Consider the following 15,834-nt stretch of genomic DNA (forward strand, 5'->3'; position numbering starts at 1 on the left):
GGCGGGCGAACATGACACAGACCATCGACCGACCGTCCACCCCCGCGCCGCAGACCCCGCAGCGTCCGCTCTGGGTCAAGCGTCGGGTGCTGTGGCCGCTGCGCAACCTCTGGCGCAGCCTCACGTCGATGCGCACCGCGTTGGTGCTGCTGTTCCTGCTCGCACTGGCCGCGATCCCCGGTGCGTTGCTGCCGCAGCGAGAACTCAACGAGCAGAAGACACTTCAGTACATCTCCGACCACGGCTGGCTCGGCGAATGGATGGACAAGATCCAGCTCTTCGACGTCTTCAAGAGCGCGTGGTTCACGGCCATCTACGTCCTGCTGTTCATCTCGCTGGTCGGCTGTCTCACCCCGCGCATCATCGAGCACGCCAAGAGTCTGCGCGCCAAACCCGTTGCCGCACCGCGCAATCTGTCGCGCATGCCGCGACACATCACCGAGACGGTCGACGGTGAGCCTGCCGAACTCGCCGAACGCATCTCGGGCAACCTGCGTGGCTGGCGACGCGAGATCACCGTGCGCGAACCGTCGAAGGCATACCCGGACGGCTGCGTCGAGGTATCGGCCGAAAAGGGATATCTGCGCGAATTCGGTAACCTGGTCTTCCATTTCGCACTGCTGGCGCTGCTCGTGTCGATCGCGGTGGGCAAGGTGTATGGCTATGAGGGCACGCGCAGTCTCGTCGCCGACGGCGAGCAGGGACTGTGCAACACGTCGACGGCGGTCTACGACTCATTCCGTGCGGGCGCCCTGGTGGACGGCACCAACCTCTCACCGTTCTGCATCCGCGTCGACGACTTCTCCGCGACCTTCCTCCCTGACGGTCAGCCGTCGATGTACGACGCGAAGATCCGCTACACCACCGACCCGCGGACACCGTCGTCGCAGTGGCAGGAGCGGTCGGTGCGCGTCAATGATCCGCTGCGCGTCGCGGGCGACCGCGTCTACGTGCTGGGCAACGGCTTTGCGCCGACCTTCACCGTGACCTTCCCGAACGGGGAGAAGCGCACGCAGACCGCGCTGTTCATCCCCGAGGTCATGCAGACCATGCTGTCGTCGGGCGCTGCCCGCTTCGACACCCCGGCGGGCCTGTACCCCGACGAGGACACTCGCCGCAAGAATCAGATCGCCCTCGAAGGACTCTTCGCGCCGACGGCGAGCTACGACGGCACACTGCTCAGCTCCTCGTCGCCCGAGCCGAACGACCCACAGGTCGCGATCCGGATCTACCGTGGCGACACCGGTCTCGACACCGGCCGAGCGCAGAACGCCTACTCGCTGGACACCGACATGATCCATCAGGGCAGGCTCAACCGTGAGGCGCAGGCGAACCTGAAGGTCGGCGAGAGTGCGAGCCTTCCCGACGGCACCAAGGTCAGCTTCGACGGCTACAAGCGTTGGATCTCCGTCCAGGTCTCGCACGACCCGGCGCAGGTCTCGGTGTTGGTGTCGGCGATAGTGATGCTGGTCGGACTGGTGGTGTCGCTGATCGTCAAACGCCGCAGGATCTGGGCGCGTTTGGTGCCCGACTCGGACTACGGCGACCGACGACGTACGGTAGTAGAGATTGCCGGGCTGGCCCGCACCGACCAGGCCGGCTGGGGCGAGGGCTTCGACGAGCAGGCACGCGGCCTGCTCACCGACGACAACAGGCGAGCACGACATCTGTAGTCGCGGACGCTTCCAGCAGACCGCAGTAGCTTCCAGCAGACCGCAGCAGTAGAGATAGGGCCAGCGATGGGTAACGGAACAGACCAGATCGACGAGACGATGGCGCGCTACTCCGACCTTCTGTTCGGTACCGCGATCACCATCTACGTCCTGGCGATGCTCATGTTCCTCGCCGCCCTCGCGGGAGCGCGCTCTCGAAAGCTCACCGCAACAAAGGAACTCGTCACAGCGGGAGGCGGTTCGACGACGCAGCGCGCCCCCGGCAAGATCGAGGGCCCGGCTCCGCGCACGCTGTCGGAGAAGATCGGCAACATGGCCTATCCGGTCGTGTTCGTGGGACTCATCGCACATATCGCGTCGATCGTCACCCGCGGAATCGCGACCGACCGCGCCCCCTGGGGCAACATGTACGAGTTCATCTCACTGACCTGCGCCGCCTGCGTGGTCGCCGGGCTCGTCATCCTGCGTAAGCAGATCAACCGCCCGCTGATCGCGTTCGTGCTGCTCCCGGTCACGCTGCTGATGTTCATCGGCGGCCGCTGGCTCTACACGCAGGCCGCGCCCGTGGTCCCGGCGCTCAAGTCGTACTGGTTGGCCATCCACGTCTCGATCATCTCGATCAGCTCCGGCGTGCTGCTCGTGTCCGGTGTCGCCAGCATCCTGTACCTGGTCAAGATGCGGTGGGGAGCGTCGTCGGAGACAGTCTCCGAGACCGGCGGCGGCGTGGTCGGAGGACTGCGTCGACTTGTCGCCCACATCCCCACCGCCGAGGCGCTCGACCGTCTCGCCTACAAATGCGTCGTGTTCGGATTCCCGCTCTTCGGACTCGGAATCGTGTTCGGCGCCATCTGGGCAGAGTCGGCGTGGGGCCGCTTCTGGGGCTGGGACCCCAAGGAAACCGTCTCGTTCATCGCCTGGATCATCTACGCGGCATACCTGCACGCCCGTGCGACTGCCGGCTGGCGCAACAGCACCGCAGCATGGATCAACGTCGCCGGATTCGTCGCGCTGCTGTTCAACCTGTTCATCATCAACTTGGTGGTTTCCGGCCTGCACTCCTACGCCGGGCTGTGACACGAGCCCGCCTACGCGGGACCGTGACATAGCGCCCGCCTACGCGGGACCGTGACCGTGGGGAGTTCGGGCGCCGCGCTCTGACGCCGCCTGTGCGCGAACCATTTTGAGCAGATCGATCATCACGTCGATGGTGTCGGGACAAAGGCTGCCCAGATCGACCCCGGACAGGTGCGTCTCGGTGGTTGCGAGCATCTCGACGTAGTCGCGCTGCCGTTGCACGCGATCGAGGTCCTCGGAGGGATTCGAGAGGAAATACGTCACGCTCACCTCGAAGGCACTCGCGATCGCCTCGACGGTCTTGAACGACGGCGTGCGCGCCTTGCCCGTGCGCAACTGCGAGATATAGGCGTCGCTCAACGAGTGGCCGTGCTGGTTGGCCTTCTCAGCGATCCGTTTGCCTGTGTACCGTCGACCGTCTTCATCGCGAGAATGCTCGAAGAGTTCGGCCAGTTTGGCGGCGAAACTGTCGTCGCCGTCGGGAATCGTGCCCGGGCGAGTGGTCATGTTTCAGAACTCGCTCGACGTGTCGATTGTGATGCCGGCGATCTCGATAACGGTGTCCCTCTGGCGCGGTCTCAGCTACGGAATCGTAATCGTACCCACACACTGCGGAGCGACGTCGGGCATCCTCGATGCACGATTCGTCACAGTTCGTCGTTGGGTCTCCGTGTGCGCCGATCGAGATCGCGAAGGAAATCCGCGTCGTCGTCAGGACCGACAGGGCCGTGGGTGCGAGACCCAGGCCGCCTCACCGTCGAGTCATGGCGTTCCGCCAGTGCGGGCCCGAATGCACGCCACAACAGAAAACCGATCGCGGCCAAGCCGACGATGGCCAATAGAAACGTCATGGCAACCTCCCATCTATCAGGGTACGCGTCCCGATGTGGAAGACCGGTGAGCCCTTACCGGCGAGTACGACTATCCGACGCGACGGTTGAGGAGGGCTACGACGTCCTCCTCGCGGAAACGACGATGGCCGCCCGGGGTACGGATCGACCCGAGGATGCCTGAGCTCGCCCACCGTGCGACGGTCTTGGGGTTCACATTGAACATCGCGGCAACCTGGCCGGGGGTCAGGGTGTGCTGGCTCGCGAGGCCGGGGGTGATGACGGTGGCGATACCAGGGTTGAGTGCGGTCATTGTTCTCCCCTTTGGGTTTCTCTTCCGAGACGCGCGGTGATTGCGCGCTGACACATGAATACACGCAAAACGCCCAGGTACTCGAACCGTCATTACGAGGTAAAGAGAGTCAAAAGGTGCCCGTGACCTGCAAACACCGATTATGCACCCAAGTATCCTGAACATGTGACCGACAAGCAGGACCCCACTCGAGCGGGTACGCACAAACCAGACAACACAGACATCGCAGGTCAGAGCCATGTGGGCATGGGAACGCTGCTCGTCTCGATCCTTCTCTACACCGTGGCGCGACTGCTGTTGGTTGTGGTTGTGGCCGCGATCATTATGGGAATCGGCGCGCTCGCGGGCGTCGCCGTGCCGCTGTTGGTAGCGGCGGTGTTCGGTGTTCTCATCGCACTTCCGTTGGGAATGGTGTTGTTCAAGAAGCTGCGCGTGCGCGTCAATACCCAGATTGCGGCGGTCGACGCGGAGCGCCGTCGTAAACACGACGACCTCCAGACGCGCTTGCGTGGCGCAGATGGCAAACGAACCCCGAACACCAACGCCGACAGCGAATGAACGCGACAGTGAATGAACCCCGACAACCGATGAGCGACACCCTCGACCCGGCACGAACCGTCGACCACCGCACCGATCGACGCTGGGCCGACAACGCCGTGCGACTGATCGAGGCCGATGCGCGGCGCAGTGCCGATACACATCTGCTTCGCTGCGAACTTCCGGGATGGTCGCGCTGGATCGACGACGGAAGCAACGGTGCCCCGGGCACCGAGGTCGGCGTCGACCTCTATCTGAAGGACGAGAGCACCCATCCCACGGGCTCGCTGAAGCATCGACTGGCCCGCTCACTGTTCCTCTATGCGATCTGCAACGGATGGATCACCGAAGGCACCACGGTGATCGAGGCGTCGTCGGGATCGACGGCGGTCAGCGAGGCGTACTTCGCGCATCTGATCGGTGTGCCGTTCATCGCTGTGATGACGTCGGGGACATCGCCCGCCAAGACCGCACTGATCGAACGTGAGGGTGGTCGCTGCCACTTCGTCGAACGTGCGTCGGATGTGTACGACGAGGCGCTGCGGCTCGAGAGCGAACTCGGCGGACATTTCATCGACCAGTTCACGATGGCCGAACGCGCAACCGACTGGCGTGGGAACAACAACATCGCGGAGTCGATCTTCGCGCAGATGGCCACCGAGGATCATCCGGTGCCGACGTGGATCGTGGTGGGCGCGGGGACGGGCGGAACGTCGGCGACGCTCGGCCGCTACCTGCGCTACCGCAGACATCCGACGTGGCTGGCGGTCGTCGACCCGGAGAACTCGGTGTTCCTACCCGCCTATGAGACCGGCGACGGATCGCTGCGCTCGGAGACCGGGTCGCGGATCGAGGGGATCGGGCGGCCCCGCGTCGAGCCGTCGTTCGTGTCGCAGGTCATCGACCGCATGATCGGTGTCCCCGATGCCGCGTCGATCGCGGCTGCACGTCACCTGTCGGATCGCCTCGGGCGTCGTGTTGGCGCATCGACCGGAACCAACATGTGGGGTGTCGCGCAGGTCATCTCGGAGATGGTCGCGCAGCGGCGGGCAGGCAGCGTCGTCTCGCTACTGTGCGACTCCGGAGATCGTTACGCCACAACCTATTTCGACGACGACTGGGTCGCGGCGCAGGGCTTCGACCTCGCACCGCCGACCGCAGTCCTCGACGAGTTCTACCGGACGGGGGAGTGGACGGGCTGATCGGCTTCGACGACGGACGCGTCGGTCAACCCGAGTGCTTCGAGGCAGCTGCGGCGCATCGCATCGCGAATACCGGTGTGGTATCCGGAATGATCGCCGGTTTGGCTGCTTGCCACCGCGACATTGATCCGACGCCGCGCAAGCGAGCGATAGCCGTCGAGTCGGGTGAACCGATCATGGTCGCCAGGTCCGAAAACCAAACGAACCGTCGCGCCGCGGCGCCGTATGGTGTCGATGAACACATCCGGCATCTGGAAGCCGCGAACTCGGGAGAGCGCTGTGCGCGCGAGACGCGGCCGGACCCGCGCCGATACCTCGATGAGATCGCGGGCGCAGCGGGCGATCACGCGTTGGCGTTGGTGCTCCACCTTTGCATGCCAAGCGGGTGTATGCCATGCGGGCGTCGACCGCGACAGATGTGGGACGGGACGGGCGGGCCGTAGATCCCACCGATTGGGATTCACTACCACCGCAACGCTTCTCGCGCCGGGCAGCCTCGACGCGGTCTCGATCGCCGCGTGCGCCGACATCCAGCTTCCCGCGCATACCCCGACGTGCGCCACGACCTTCGCGTGCGAGAGGTCGACCTCGTCCAGAATCTGCAGACCGTCACGAACGTAGGGCGTGGTGAACAGCCCGGTGAACGTGTCCTCAGGTGCGGTTTGGCCGGACTCGCCGACGCCTCGACGGTCGAACCGGACCATCCGGCCACCACGTGCGGCTACGTCGAAAGCCATCTCGGTATAGAAGCGAGTGGGGCCACTGCCGATGTCGTGGCCGATCGAATGGCTTACGAGTACACGATCTGCACTCTCGTGGTTACCGAGAATGGCTGTGTCCCAGATGATCACACCGTCGTCGGTGGTGCAGAGTCGTGTCTGTACCGGCCGACCGTCGGTCGTGTTGCCGACGACGGCGCTCGTGGTGGCCACCGGCGAGATCGTCGTGGTGCCCGTGCCGAACCGTGCGCTGAGCCAACGCGCCACGCCCGGCATCTCGGCGGGATAGTCGGTGAACCACGGATCGATGGCGTCGATGAACGGAGCCTGATCGCCTATGGGCTTCACGGTTCCGCCGGCGTTCTCCACCGCGGTCGCCAGGGATCCGTCGAGGTCGTCGTCGCGGACGAGGGCGAGGATGTTGCTGTTGTGCACCTCGACGACCGACTCCGGGTCAATCGTCAGCCGAGACAGGGTGCGAGCGGCTTGCTTGTGTAACGACAATCCTGCGAGTTGAGTGAGGTGCTCAGGCTCGACCGCCACGTCCTCAGGTCCTTCGGAGATCGCTGCGTAGAGCATTTGTTGGGTTCGTACGAACACCCGGCCGCGGTCGACCGGGTCCCACAGCGCGAGTGCGCGCGAGGTGGTGCGGACCCGGCTGTTGTTTGTGGCGAGTAGCGCCCCGCTCCGGTGAGCGACGACTGCAGGCGAGGGAAAGCCCAGATCGTTGAGGTAGTTCATGCACCTGGTGATGCTGGTATCCCAGTGGTCGACGGCGTCGGGATCGGTCTGCGAGCCCGACGATTCACCGGTACCCGCGTAGTTGAACCGCAGCGTTGCGATCCGTTCCGCTGCCAACTTCTCCGCCAGTCGTTTGAATCCGCGGGCAGTGTGGTTGTGCTCCTTGCCAAGCGGCGGGCAGATCAAGGCTGCCCCACGGACTGACCCGTCACTGGGAAGGGTCAGTACCGTGAAGAGCGGGATGCCGTCGTCCGTCAGGAAGGCCGGCGTCGAAACGATACCGGTCACTTGTCCAACGCCAGCGCGGCACGGACGGGTGCGGGCCAATCGGCGGTGTCAATTCCGTGAATCGCGAACAGTGCCAATGTAATTCGGTCCATGCCGAACCCGACGCACGCGCTGTGGGCTGGCTGGCCCTCCGCGGTGGAGATGCCGAACCCGGTGCCGAAATGGTCCTGGTGGTTGTTGCATGACAGAAGAGCTGTGCCGTCGTCGAGATCACCGTACAGACGCACGACAAGCTCTGTTTTGAGGTTCTCTTCGAGCTGATTCGACGCGAGCATCTTGCCGGTGCGGCCGAAGAACGGGTCGTTGGCCGGAACATCGTCGGCGAGCAGTTGGAGTTTGACGAAGAACTCGTGGGCCGCCCGCGTCCAGGTTGCGCGGTGTTCGATCGCGCCTTCCCGATCGCCGACATACACGAATTCCTGCATGCGGAAGGCCTGCATGCGAAGCGGGTCTTCGGACGGCTCGTGCCGGAAGCAGTAGCCGTGCACGTTGTAGCGAGATCCGCCTTCTGGCAACGTGTTTGGCAGTGTCGAGTACAGCGGGTGGCACGCGGCCGAGACGAGCATGGTGCCCGCGGACGAGAGGTGACCGTCCCACGGCAGGCCAGCTTCTCGGTCGAGTAGCAGCGAACGGTGTTCCGCCGAGCCGCCGGTGAACGTCGAGATCGCTCCGGTCAGTTGCGGGAACGACGCGATGTAGTCGGTCTTCTCGTACGCCTCACGCGGGAAGACCGGCGGAAACCGGAAACGTGCAATGTTCTCTGCGCCGTGCGCATCGACGCCCGCCTGCCACACGATGCGGTCGATGCCGGAGAAGGCGGCCTCGTACTCGGGGCCACGTCCGTACAGGCCGTCGAGACCCGACGGGATGAGATGACCCGCTCTGATCAGCTGATCACGGAACTGCCGATGAGCGACCGAGAGGTCAGCGATGAGTTGGTCGGTCATGTGAATTACCCCCGAAGTGCAAGGACCAGTTGCGAATTGTTCGCCCGGATCCGATCGTTGGAAACCATGAGTGCTGGTCCGTATGAGTCGCGAAGCAATCGTCCCATCGAGGCGCGATGATTTTCGCGGTAGCCATTGATGCCGCAGATTGTGAGTGCACCCGCGACGATGTCGACAACGGCCGTCGACGCGGTCAGTTTGAGATTGTTCATTGCGACAGAGAAGCCGATGGTCGGTTCGAGGTGTCCGGCGGCAAGAAACTCTTCATATCGACCGATGCTCTCGGAAACCGAACTCTCGAATCGCTGATGCAATTCTAGAAGATCGGCAAACCGGCTTGCCTGCGGCGGCGTCGAGCCTGGCGTCTTGCGCGCGGCGGCACGAACTTCGGTGCGTGCCTTGGCCACTGCGGCGTCGGCAATGCCGAGCCACGCCGACGCCCACAACGTGTGCGACGAGGGCTGCATGGTGTGGGCGGAGATAATCGAGTAGTCGACGGGAATTACGTGATCGACGCTGGTGTCGGCCACGAGCATGAAGCCCGGGCTGCAGGTGCCACGGAAGCCGAGAGTGTCCCACTCCGACGTCTTGGTGAGCGCCGTCTCCGCACGCGGACACACGACGAGCACCTGGTCTCCGGGCGGACTGTCGCTGTTTCGGCGCGCAGTGGTGCAGATGTAGTCGGCATACTCGCCGTAGGAAATGACTGGTGCATTCTTTTCGAGATGGACGCGATCGCCGTCCGTCTGCACCGCGCAGGTCGACGACCGCACGTCACCACCTGTGGTGATCTCGGTGGTCGCCGAGGCGAGAAGCGCTTCGGTGCGCGCCACTTCGCGGGCCAGATCGGCCGCCGCCGGCGTTGCGGCATGAAAGCGAAGTGTCAGTGCCTGGGAATGGTGCATGGCAAAGACCATCGCGGTGGAGCTGCACGCAGCTCCGAGTTCTCTTGTGACTCTCGCAAGTTCGCTGATCGAGCTGCCACGTCCGCCGAATTCGACGGGTAGGGAAGCCGACAAGAGTCCACTCTGACGCAATGCGTCGACGGCCTCGCGTGGAAAGCGTCCGTTGCGATCGACGTCGTCGGCAGTAGCAGCGGCAACCTCGACGACTGCCGAAGCATCCAACGCAGAATCCAATTCTCCAGTGGTCAACACATTCCTCCCAAAATGCGAAAACGGAGTGGGATTCACAGACTGATAAATCCCCCAAATGCACGGACCGTATTTCCCCCTGTGGTCCATTTTCCAATGCGCCTGTAGTATACGAGTACGATGTGACATCTGCAACGTGGGGTTTTGCAGACTAATCATCGGTGGGGAATCATGTACGACACGGGAGGGAACCATGAACATCAACAAGAGCGACATTCGGGGCATACTGGACAAGTACGGCAAGTTGAGTGTAGCAGCAGCGGATGTGTCTGACGACACCGACCTGTTCACCGTCGGCCTGACATCACACGCGACCGTCAACGTCATGTTGGGACTCGAAGATCTGTACGACGTCGAGTTTCCCGAGGAGATTCTCAAGAAGTCGACCTTCTCGAGCGTCAACAGCCTCGCCTCGGCGCTGAGCAACCTCGTCGCTGCCGGGGTATGAGCGTCGTCGTCGGCTGCGATCTGGTCGACGTCGCTGATGTCGTCGCATCGATCGACACTTTCGGTGATCGCTACCTACGGCGCGTCTTCACCGATTCCGAACTCGCGAGATGCGAAGGGCCAACGCGCGCACAGCGTCTCGCGGCGCGCTTCGCGGCAAAGGAGTCGGTCATAAAAACCCTGGTCGACTCCGACGCCGCGACGCCGCTGCACGAGATCGAGGTCGTCATGGACGGTCCGGTGCCCGGCATTCGTCTCTCAGGCAGCATGGCTGCTCTCGCCGCGCGCAAGAACTGGCGCGAGCCGTCGCTGTCGCTGTCGCACACGGCTACACAGGCCATGGCGACCGTCGTCGTTCACGTCGGGGTCTGACACACCGCCACTCTCTTCGGGGTGTGACGCACCGCACGTCGCGTCGCCTACCATCGTTCGTGTGGCGCAATGCGTGGTGCAAGCCGATGACCTGGTCAGGGAATATCGCCTCGGCGACGAGCGGGTTCGCGCGCTCGACGGGGTGAACCTCACGCTCGACGGTGGGCAGTTCGTGTCCATCGTCGGGGCGTCAGGGGCGGGCAAGAGCACACTGCTGCACATCATCGGAGCCCTCGACACCCCGACGTCGGGATCGATCGAGGTCGACGGCGTCGACCTCGCGACGCTCGACGACAACGCGGCGTCGGCTTTCCGTCGGCATCGCGTCGGGTTCGTGTTCCAGTTCTTCAACCTCGTTCCGACGATGTCGGCGTGGGAAAACGTTGCGCTACCAAGACTTCTCGACAGTAAGTCGCTGCGACGCGCCAAGCCACGTGCTGTCGAACTCCTCGACCGCGTCGGACTCGGCAACCGTATCGATCACCGACCGTCGGAGTTGTCAGGCGGACAGATGCAGCGGGTCGCGATCGCGCGCTCGCTGATGATGGAGCCGTCGATCCTTCTCGCCGACGAGCCGACCGGCAACCTCGACTCGCACACCGGGGACTCTGTCCTCGAGCTGCTGTCGGAGGTTGCACACGATGCGCCGAATCGCCTGGTGATCATGGTGACTCACGATCCGCACGCTGCCGACGTCGCCGACCGCACGATCGTCGTGCGGGACGGCAGGGTCGCGGCCGCGGACGCGCGAGGGTGACGACTCCAATGGTGACAAAGCTGTTCGCCGCGCTCACCCGGGTGCGGGTGTTGAACCTGCGCGAGCTGCGCGATCACCGACTGCGCGTGGTCACCTCACTCATCGTGGTCGCGGTCTCGTCGGCGCTGCTGATAGCGGTGTTGGGCACGTACGGGTCGCTGAGCGAATCGATTCGCGACTTCGACGCCGCGATCAACGGCACGGCCCAGCTCGAGGTCGCGTCGATCGCGGACTCGGGAATCGACGAGTCGGTCGCGGGTGACATCCGTGCGCAGGTCCCCGACGCCAAGTCGGTGGTTCCTGTCATCCGTGGTACCGCGGTGGTCGGTGACAGACGAATTGCTCTGGTGGGATCGGACTTTCGGGCGCGCGCTCTTGCCGGCGGGGTTCAGGAGGCCGCTGCCACCGGGCTGAGCCCTGGCGACCTCGACGATGGCGTCATCGTCGGTTCGGGTACGGGTTTGTCTCTGGGTCAACGACTTTCGGTCAACGGAGCCGACGTTCGGGTGGTGCGGGTCGTCGACGCTGTGGGACTCAACAACGGCGACTTCATGTTCGCCTATCTCGGCCTGGCCCAGCGGCTCACCGGGCTGAGCGGCAAGGTGTCGTCGATTCTCGTCGTCGCAGCGCCGGGCGTCGACGTAGGCGTGCTCGGCGACGAGGTGCGTCGCGTTGTCGATGGGCGTGCGGTGGTGGTGGATCCGGGGTTCCGCGCGAAGCAGGCTGAGGTCGCGGGGTCGGTGACCCGTGATTCGACGCTGCTCGTGTCTCTGATCTCCCTGGTGATCGCCGCGTTCCTCGTGTTCAACACCATGAATATGGCTGTGGCGTCGCGCAGGGCGTCGTTGGCGATGGTCCGCGCGTTGGGCGCCAAGCGATCTCACCTGGTCTCTGACCTACTCACCGAGTCGGCGGTCTTCGGGTATGTCGGAGGCCTGATCGGTGTACCGATCGGGATTCTCGCCGGTCGGTGGGCCATCTCGCGTGTGCCGACGACCAAGCGCGATTCGGTCTCGATCGTCGTCGACTATCACCTGCCGTCCTACGCGCCGGTCGTCGCGGTCGCCGCGTGTGTGCTGGCGTGTGTTGCCGCGACCTCTCTTGCTGCGCGATCGGTGTTCGCGGTGTCGCCGGTCGAGGCGATGGTGTCGGGTCAGGTCGCCGATGCCGGACGGCAGCGCGGACAGCTGACCGTGCTGGCAGCGGTTGCCGGTGTGGCTCTGCTCATCGGGTCGTGGTTCATCGCCGTCGACGTTCCGGGCCGCCCGGCCATCGTCGCAGGCGCGGTGTATGCCGTTGGGGCGTTGCTTGTCTGCTTCGCGCTCACCCGACCACTTGTGCGGCTCGTCGTGTCGGTTGCGAGACGATTCGGCGGTCCGGGACAACTCGCTGCGGTCAACACCGAACGCGCACCGCGACGTGCCTGGGCGACCCTGATGACCGTTGCGGTCGCGATCGCGGTGGGAATGGGCACGTCGGGCGCACTCGACAATCTGGTTGCGTCGATTTCGCATTCGCTCGACGGGCTGGGTGACCCCGACTTCTACATCTCCTCGACGTCGCGTGACGAAATCCCCTCGGGCGCAGCGTTACCCGGTGCTATTGCCGACGAGGTACGGGCGGTACCGGGAGTCTCGCGGGTGGTCGGGGCGCAGTGGGCCAACGTGAACGTCGGCGAGGCCAGGATTCTCGTCCAGGGACTCGAACCGGGATCGACGGCACCGTTTACCAAAAAGACGACGCCGCAGGCGCTTTCCGACGTGCTCGACGGTCGGGGCATCATCTTGTCGAGCGTGCTCGCCCGGTCTCTCGACGCCGACATCGGTTCGACGCTGCGCTTGGCGACGCCGACCGGATATCACGCCCTCGTCGTCCGCGACATCGTCGACTATGTCTCCATCGATTCCGGTGCCGCCGCAATGTCGAATTCGCTTCTCGCGCAGTGGTTCAATCGGATCGGCGACACTTATCTGCAGATCGACGTCGAGCCGAGTGCCGACCGCACTGCCGTGCAAGAGCAGTTGCAGCGCATCGTCGACTCACATCCGTTGCCGCGGTCGGGAACCGCGTACCTCTATACGGGCGAGCAGGCGTTGGCGGCCACCCAGCAGCAGGCGCAACAGGCGGGTGCTTTCACGGTCGCGATCCAGTGGATCGTGTCCGCGGCAGCGGCGATCGCGTTGCTCAACACACTGTTGCTGTCGGTACTCGAACGTCGCCGTGAGCTCGGTGTGCTGCGTGCGATGGGCGCGTCGCGTCGATTCATCTCCCGCATGGTGGTCGCCGAAGCCGGCGCGATAGCGGTGGTCGGTACGGTCGCCGGGCTCGTGATGGGTACCGGCCTGCACTTCTTGGCCGACAAGATCCTCTCCGCCACGACATCGCTGGACATCACGTATTCACCGCGACCGTCGACGCTGCTGTTCGTCGCCGTGTCGATCGTGCTGTGTCTCGTCGGGGCTTTCGTTCCCGCGGCCCGCGCGGCACGGTTGAACATCACCACCGCGATCATGAACGAGTGAACCTACACGGCAGCGTCGGCGAGCCGGGAGAGGTTCCGTAGCAGGGGAGTGAGCGCGAGTGCGGCGACCGCACCCTGGGCTATCAGAAACCACACGCCGACCACACCCAATCCGCGGTCGGTGGGGCTGACGCAGATACCGATCAGGATGATCGCAGCCGAAATAGCCTCCAGGCCAACGGCATAACGTAGCCGCCGCAGTATCCGCGCCGACGCCTGATAGAGGATCAGGATGAGAACCAGCGGTACGGTCAGCGCCGCGAAGTACATCAGGGTGCGACCGTGAACGTAGTAGTCGTAGCCGACGAGTCGAAGCATCAACGGTCCCAGCAGCCCGAGACCGAGACCGGCGAGCACGGCCAGCGACGTCAGGATCAGCCCGAAGCGATGCAGCAGATGCACAGACGATTCCGGAGAACTCGTGCTGACGGCTGCGACAAAGGGGCCGACCATCATGTGCATGACGACCACAGCCGCGCTGATCAACGACCACGCGATCGCGAAGTACGCAGACTGCTCGAGTCCGAAGCGTGCGACGACGATGAGAGGCATTGCGAGGGGTACGGCCGTACCCGCGACCACGAGTCCGGTCGATCCGAGGAAGAACGACCACAGCTCGCGCACCGGCGGCAACAGCGGTGCCAGGCCTTCTGCGGACGTCCGCCGCATACGTATCCCGGTGACTACGCCGAGGGCAGCTCCGGTGACGAGTGCTGGAGCCCACCATGACGCGACGATCGCGAGTGGCGTTGCAGCAGTGGCCACTCCCACGAGGATCACCAGCTTCGAGACGGAGTGGGCGATGTTCTTCACCGCACTCCACCTGGCCACCCCGAGTCCGGTTGCGACGTGATCCTGCAAGGCGTAGACGCACATGGTCGCCTGGAACACCGCGTAGCCGAGTACCTCGCTCTTGGTGGTCAGCACTACGTTCAGCGGGCTGACGGTCGCGAGTATCAGTGCGATACACACCGAGATCGACACGGTGATGACCTGGCCGCCGAAGACATACGAGCGCGCCGCACCCCGCGCGTTGCCCAGGAATCGCTCGTACATCCCGCCAAGCGCGGCCGACGATACCGTGGAGACCATCGTCGTCGTGTTGATCAGCGCCGAAGCCGCACCGACTGACTCCGTCGGGAACAACCGACCCGCGGCAAACCAGAACAACAGGCCGAACACGCCAGTGACCGCACCCGAGACGGCAACCGCGATGGCGTTGTGGGTGAATTCACGACGGGCGCCGGCGTTTTCGTTGCCGAGATTCTCGTCTGCGACGCCCTCATCGCGAACTGACACTATGACGCGCGCTACTGCAGAATCGAGCCAGGCACAGCGGTGGCGGTAGCCTCGGTACTCCCTGCGCCACGCCCGGGCGTGGTCCGAGTCCGCTTCGCAGCACGCGAGAACGTGCCGGCGATGCGGCGGTGGCGGGTCCATTCCGAGCAAATGGTGCGGAGCACCCTCAGGCCGTCCCTCGTCGCGTTCAGATTGCTGGTCCCGTGGATACGGTCTTGCTCGAAGCTGGCCACCTCGGTGATGCGCAGTCGAGCGGCCGCGACGCGGACATTGATGAGTGTCTCGATCTCGAAACCATCGCCCCACTGCGCTTTTTCGGTTGTCGTGTCGGGCAGTGCAAGGATCTCACGTACGTCGCTCCAGAGCGCGTTGTATCCGTAGCAAAGGTCGGTATACCTGGTGCGGAACAAAATGTTCACGATGCCGTTGAGACCCTTGTTGCCTGCTGCCCGCAACCGGGTGATGTCCGACGATCCCCCACCCTGGATGAACCGTGAGCCCTTCGCGAAGTCGGCACCCGCGCGGAGCGCCGAGACGTATTCGTCGATCTCCTCGGGATTGGTCGAACCGTCGGCGTCCATCAGCACGATGATGTCGCCGGTCGCTGCCTCGAGACCACATGCCAACGCATTTCCCTTGCCCTTACGGGTCTGGGTCAGGATTGTCGCCGTGGGCCACAAATGCCTCGCGACCTCCACTGTGTTGTCGACCGACGCCCCGTCGATGAAGACGATCTCGTCGACGACGCTCGGCATGCGTGCCGCGACGAAAGGTAAGTTCTTGGCCTCGTTCATGGCCGGAATCAACGCTGTCACACGGGGATTCTCGACGTTGCGAGGTTGTAGGGACCCAACTTGCGGTGTGCGTGACTGAGGATCCATGAAAGTCGTCTCCTGTGCCGAGGGATATCTCGACTAGATCGGGCAAGCGGTGGGAGGTCGTCACAAACGGTGTGAGGAC

16 protein-coding genes are annotated in these 15,834 nt (G+C 64.2%); 8 read left to right on the plus strand and 8 right to left on the minus strand.

Annotated elements, in window-relative coordinates; all coding sequences use genetic code 11:
* Positions 1-11 precede the first annotated feature (11 nt).
* Together resB and ccsB are read left to right on the plus strand one after the other, a co-directional pair.
* A complete protein-coding gene (gene resB / locus A5766_RS22385; protein ID WP_064862880.1) occupies positions 12-1,673 on the plus strand; it encodes a cytochrome c biogenesis protein ResB in 1,662 nt (553 codons plus the stop codon).
* A 66-nt stretch (positions 1,674-1,739) separates the two neighbouring features.
* Positions 1,740-2,747 carry a c-type cytochrome biogenesis protein CcsB gene (ccsB, locus tag A5766_RS22390; protein WP_064862881.1) on the plus strand — a complete coding sequence of 336 codons (1,008 nt, stop codon included), beginning with the start codon at positions 1,740-1,742 and terminating at the stop codon, positions 2,745-2,747.
* Between the two features lie 39 nt (positions 2,748-2,786).
* On the opposite strand, the gene A5766_RS22395 is transcribed toward ccsB, so the two are convergent.
* From A5766_RS22395 to A5766_RS22405, 3 genes are all read right to left on the minus strand, one after another.
* Positions 2,787-3,254, minus strand: coding sequence for a helix-turn-helix domain-containing protein (locus A5766_RS22395; protein WP_064862882.1), 468 nt, complete (start codon positions 3,252-3,254; stop codon positions 2,787-2,789).
* A 140-nt stretch (positions 3,255-3,394) separates the two neighbouring features.
* Positions 3,395-3,598 carry a hypothetical protein gene (locus A5766_RS25230; protein ID WP_064862883.1) on the minus strand — a complete coding sequence of 68 codons (204 nt, stop codon included), beginning with the start codon at positions 3,596-3,598 and terminating at the stop codon, positions 3,395-3,397.
* A 70-nt stretch (positions 3,599-3,668) separates the two neighbouring features.
* On the minus strand, positions 3,669-3,890 hold the full coding sequence (locus tag A5766_RS22405) for a BldC family transcriptional regulator (protein ID WP_005208496.1): 222 nt from the start codon (positions 3,888-3,890) through the stop codon (positions 3,669-3,671).
* Between the two features lie 165 nt (positions 3,891-4,055).
* On the opposite strand from A5766_RS22405, the gene A5766_RS22410 reads away from it, so the two are divergent.
* Both A5766_RS22410 and A5766_RS22415 read left to right on the plus strand, forming a co-directional pair.
* Entirely contained in the window at positions 4,056-4,448 is a 393-nt protein-coding gene (locus A5766_RS22410) for a DUF4229 domain-containing protein (RefSeq protein WP_082933650.1), read from the plus strand.
* A gap of 29 nt (positions 4,449-4,477) precedes the next feature.
* A complete protein-coding gene (locus tag A5766_RS22415; RefSeq protein WP_064906566.1) occupies positions 4,478-5,629 on the plus strand; it encodes a PLP-dependent cysteine synthase family protein in 1,152 nt (383 codons plus the stop codon).
* On the opposite strand, the gene A5766_RS22420 is transcribed toward A5766_RS22415, so the two are convergent.
* From A5766_RS22420 to A5766_RS22430, 3 genes are read right to left on the minus strand one after another with little or no spacing between them, the layout of a single operon-like run.
* On the minus strand, positions 5,602-7,377 hold the full coding sequence (locus A5766_RS22420) for an alpha/beta hydrolase (protein ID WP_064906470.1): 1,776 nt from the start codon (positions 7,375-7,377) through the stop codon (positions 5,602-5,604). The genes A5766_RS22415 and A5766_RS22420 overlap by 28 nt on opposite strands.
* The gene (locus tag A5766_RS22425) at positions 7,374-8,324 is read right to left on the minus strand and encodes an amino acid--[acyl-carrier-protein] ligase (RefSeq protein ID WP_064906471.1); all 951 of its coding nucleotides are present in this window, start codon (positions 8,322-8,324) and stop codon (positions 7,374-7,376) included. Before A5766_RS22425 ends, A5766_RS22420 begins: the two co-directional genes overlap by 4 nt.
* 5 nt (positions 8,325-8,329) lie before the next feature.
* Positions 8,330-9,481 (minus strand): acyl-CoA dehydrogenase family protein, encoded by a 1,152-nt coding sequence (locus tag A5766_RS22430; RefSeq protein WP_064906472.1) that lies wholly within the window; start codon positions 9,479-9,481, stop codon positions 8,330-8,332.
* A 190-nt stretch (positions 9,482-9,671) separates the two neighbouring features.
* On the opposite strand from A5766_RS22430, the gene A5766_RS22435 reads away from it, so the two are divergent.
* From A5766_RS22435 to A5766_RS22450, 4 genes are all read left to right on the plus strand, one after another.
* Positions 9,672-9,926, plus strand: a complete 255-nt coding sequence (locus A5766_RS22435; protein ID WP_082965605.1) for an acyl carrier protein — start codon at positions 9,672-9,674, stop codon at positions 9,924-9,926.
* Positions 9,923-10,297 carry a holo-ACP synthase gene (locus A5766_RS22440; RefSeq protein WP_064906474.1) on the plus strand — a complete coding sequence of 125 codons (375 nt, stop codon included), beginning with the start codon at positions 9,923-9,925 and terminating at the stop codon, positions 10,295-10,297. Before A5766_RS22435 ends, A5766_RS22440 begins: the two co-directional genes overlap by 4 nt.
* Positions 10,298-10,358: 61 nt before the next feature.
* Entirely contained in the window at positions 10,359-11,054 is a 696-nt protein-coding gene (locus tag A5766_RS22445) for an ABC transporter ATP-binding protein (protein WP_231894779.1), read from the plus strand.
* 8 nt (positions 11,055-11,062) lie between these two features.
* Positions 11,063-13,576, plus strand: coding sequence for an ABC transporter permease (locus A5766_RS22450; RefSeq protein WP_064906478.1), 2,514 nt, complete (start codon positions 11,063-11,065; stop codon positions 13,574-13,576).
* Between the two features lie 2 nt (positions 13,577-13,578).
* Here A5766_RS22450 and A5766_RS22455 read toward each other — a convergent pair whose 3' ends face one another.
* The gene (locus A5766_RS22455) at positions 13,579-14,874 is read right to left on the minus strand and encodes a hypothetical protein (protein WP_064906480.1); all 1,296 of its coding nucleotides are present in this window, start codon (positions 14,872-14,874) and stop codon (positions 13,579-13,581) included.
* Positions 14,875-14,885: 11 nt separating this feature from the next.
* On the minus strand, positions 14,886-15,755 hold the full coding sequence (locus tag A5766_RS22460) for a glycosyltransferase family 2 protein (RefSeq protein ID WP_082965606.1): 870 nt from the start codon (positions 15,753-15,755) through the stop codon (positions 14,886-14,888).
* Positions 15,756-15,834: the final 79 nt, after the last annotated feature.

It is taken from the genome of Gordonia sp. 852002-51296_SCH5728562-b (assembly GCF_001665475.1).
In the GTDB taxonomy this organism is placed as follows: Bacteria; Actinomycetota; Actinomycetes; order Mycobacteriales; family Mycobacteriaceae; genus Gordonia; species Gordonia sputi.